Annotated in this window: 2 protein-coding genes; both read right to left on the reverse strand. The window is 44.8% G+C overall.

All coding sequences use genetic code 11. The annotated features are described in order from the left end of the window. Window positions 1–248 precede the first annotated feature (248 nt). Entirely contained in the window at window positions 249–1,694 is a 1,446-nt protein-coding gene (gene viaA, locus ACED48_RS20380; protein ID WP_017058213.1) for an ATPase RavA stimulator ViaA, read from the reverse strand. Window positions 1,695–1,706: 12 nt separating this feature from the next. Continuing rightward, window positions 1,707–2,051: ATPase RavA domain-containing protein (locus tag ACED48_RS20385; protein WP_371726463.1), on the reverse strand; the 345-nt coding region annotated here is incomplete at its 5' end.

The raw sequence follows: 2,051 nt of genomic DNA on the forward strand, positions 1-2,051 counted from the left end.
CCGAGGTCCACGGATTTGCAATCCGCTGCATAGCCACTCTGCCAAGGCGCCTTTAATTCAACGCTTTCAGGGTTTAGATTAGCTACACCGCTGCGTTCGGGTGCTTACTTTACGGATTGAAGGGCGATAGTCAAACAAAAAAGTGAATTTAAACTTCGCTTGCTGACATTTAAATCAAATTGCTGCATGTTCGATCTCTTTAATCAAAAAACACACAGCAAAATGGGCCAAATTAAAGTGTCTTGGCACTACCACTTCTTCATAAAACGACCAACCAAGCTCGGGTGATACGCCCAACAATGATCAAACATCGTCATGAGTTGAGGGTTGCCGTATTTAGAAAGACTCACCGCATGGAAACGGTTTTTGTGCGTTTTAAGTTTCTCGACTTGAGCAATCATCTCATCAGACTGCTTAGGCGCGATAAAGTCAGAAAGTACAATCAAATCAGCATTCTTATATTTATCGCCCATCATCAAATCAATCGACTTCATCAGAACAGGCTCTAGATCCGTACCACCGTGGAATGAGTAACTTAAAAAGTCACTCGCTTCGCGCAAGCCATCTTGTCGAGTCAATTCATAAGTAATGTGTTCTGAAGAGAACAAAATCACGTAACAGTCTCTCTCTTCCGCGAGCGCGATTTGCATCAAGGCATACGCCATTGCTTTGGCAGATTGCTCTGGGAAGCCACTCATTGAGCCAGACGCGTCCACACAAACGATGAATGGACCTTTTTCAATATCGACGTTCTTGCTATCTGGCTTTTGCGCCTTCACTTTGCGTAACGTACGAGACTTCCCTTGCGAACGGTAGCTCAATAAACGCTTGTCAGCCAAGTGCTTATAGAAGATAACTTCAAGCTCAGGGTAAGCTAAAAACATGGTTTCGTTTGGCAGCATCTTATTGAGGTCATCACTCTCGTGAATCCCTACAATGTCATCAACCGCTTCATCGCTTTTCTCTTCCACCATCTGCAGTTCTTCTACAGGGGCTTTGTGCAACGAAGGATCATCTTCCTCACCAGCCATACGGCCAAGCTTTTCGGCGATCTCTTGAAGACCTTTATGTTTATTTAAAAACTCGGCATGGCGCTTCATTACGGTTAAGTCAGTTTTACTCAACTTAGCCGATGCCATATCCCACAAGCGCCCCACACTGCCTTCATCACCAGACTCCGTCACTTTATCCATGTTTTTCATGGTTTCCATGCGCTGGTATAGATCGGCTAAGACTTTCTCTTTGCTGGTTTCAAGTTCGGTAACTTGCGCTTGCTTGATCGCGTCAGACAGTGATTGATACCACTGATCGCAGAAATAGTGCGGGAACATCGCATTGTAAACGCCCTTATTGTGTTCCATTAGGCGTCTAGCTTGAAGATAAAACGCTGAGTGCCACTCCAACTTTTTGATGACACTGTCAATTTCATCAAAAAACTGGGACTCATCCCAGTGGATCACTTCTTGGTAAAGTGCGATTTCTTCTTGGAATCGGTCGGTCTCACATACTTTAGTGACGCGCTTTTTCACTTTACCGCGCCATTTAACCAAGTGGTTTTTTACCGACGTTTTCACGCCTTTGTTCTCAGCCGCCATCATGACCTGAGAACGAGCGATGAGATCATTCATCGCGGTATCTATGATGCCTGAGTCAGCAACCATTAAAGCAAGGTTTAAGCCGTCTGCTCCTAACATACTTGTCTCCCCTTACTCGAAGTACTGGCTCATAAACTTAATACGCTGAGCAATCTTGGCACTCTTCACTTTCGTGGTTTCAAGATCTTGCGTGACCGCTTGCAAACTTGCTTCCATCGCTTTAGGGAGCTCTGGGTCAATGTAGTTATGAGGCAGTGCATCATGGAATTCAGTGCGGACTCTTTTCAACTTAAACTCAGCTTCGGTTAACTGCTCTAACGCTCTCTCTGCGCCAGTCAGCCACTTGTTGTAAAGCTCTTGGTTTAAACCATCAGAGGTAACCACACTCACCAATACTGAACGATTCGCGATATCTTTTATGACTAATTGATTCGATGCATCAAGATCCAGCTTCAA

This window comes from Vibrio sp. 5S239 (assembly GCF_041439575.1).
Taxonomy (GTDB): Bacteria; Pseudomonadota; Gammaproteobacteria; order Enterobacterales; family Vibrionaceae; genus Vibrio; species Vibrio kanaloae.

Excerpts from the sequence above, each read along its gene's own strand:
- viaA (WP_017058213.1), bottom strand. The coding sequence starts at position 1,694 with ATGTTAGGAGCAGACGGCTTAAACCTTGCTTTAATGGTTGCTGACTCA.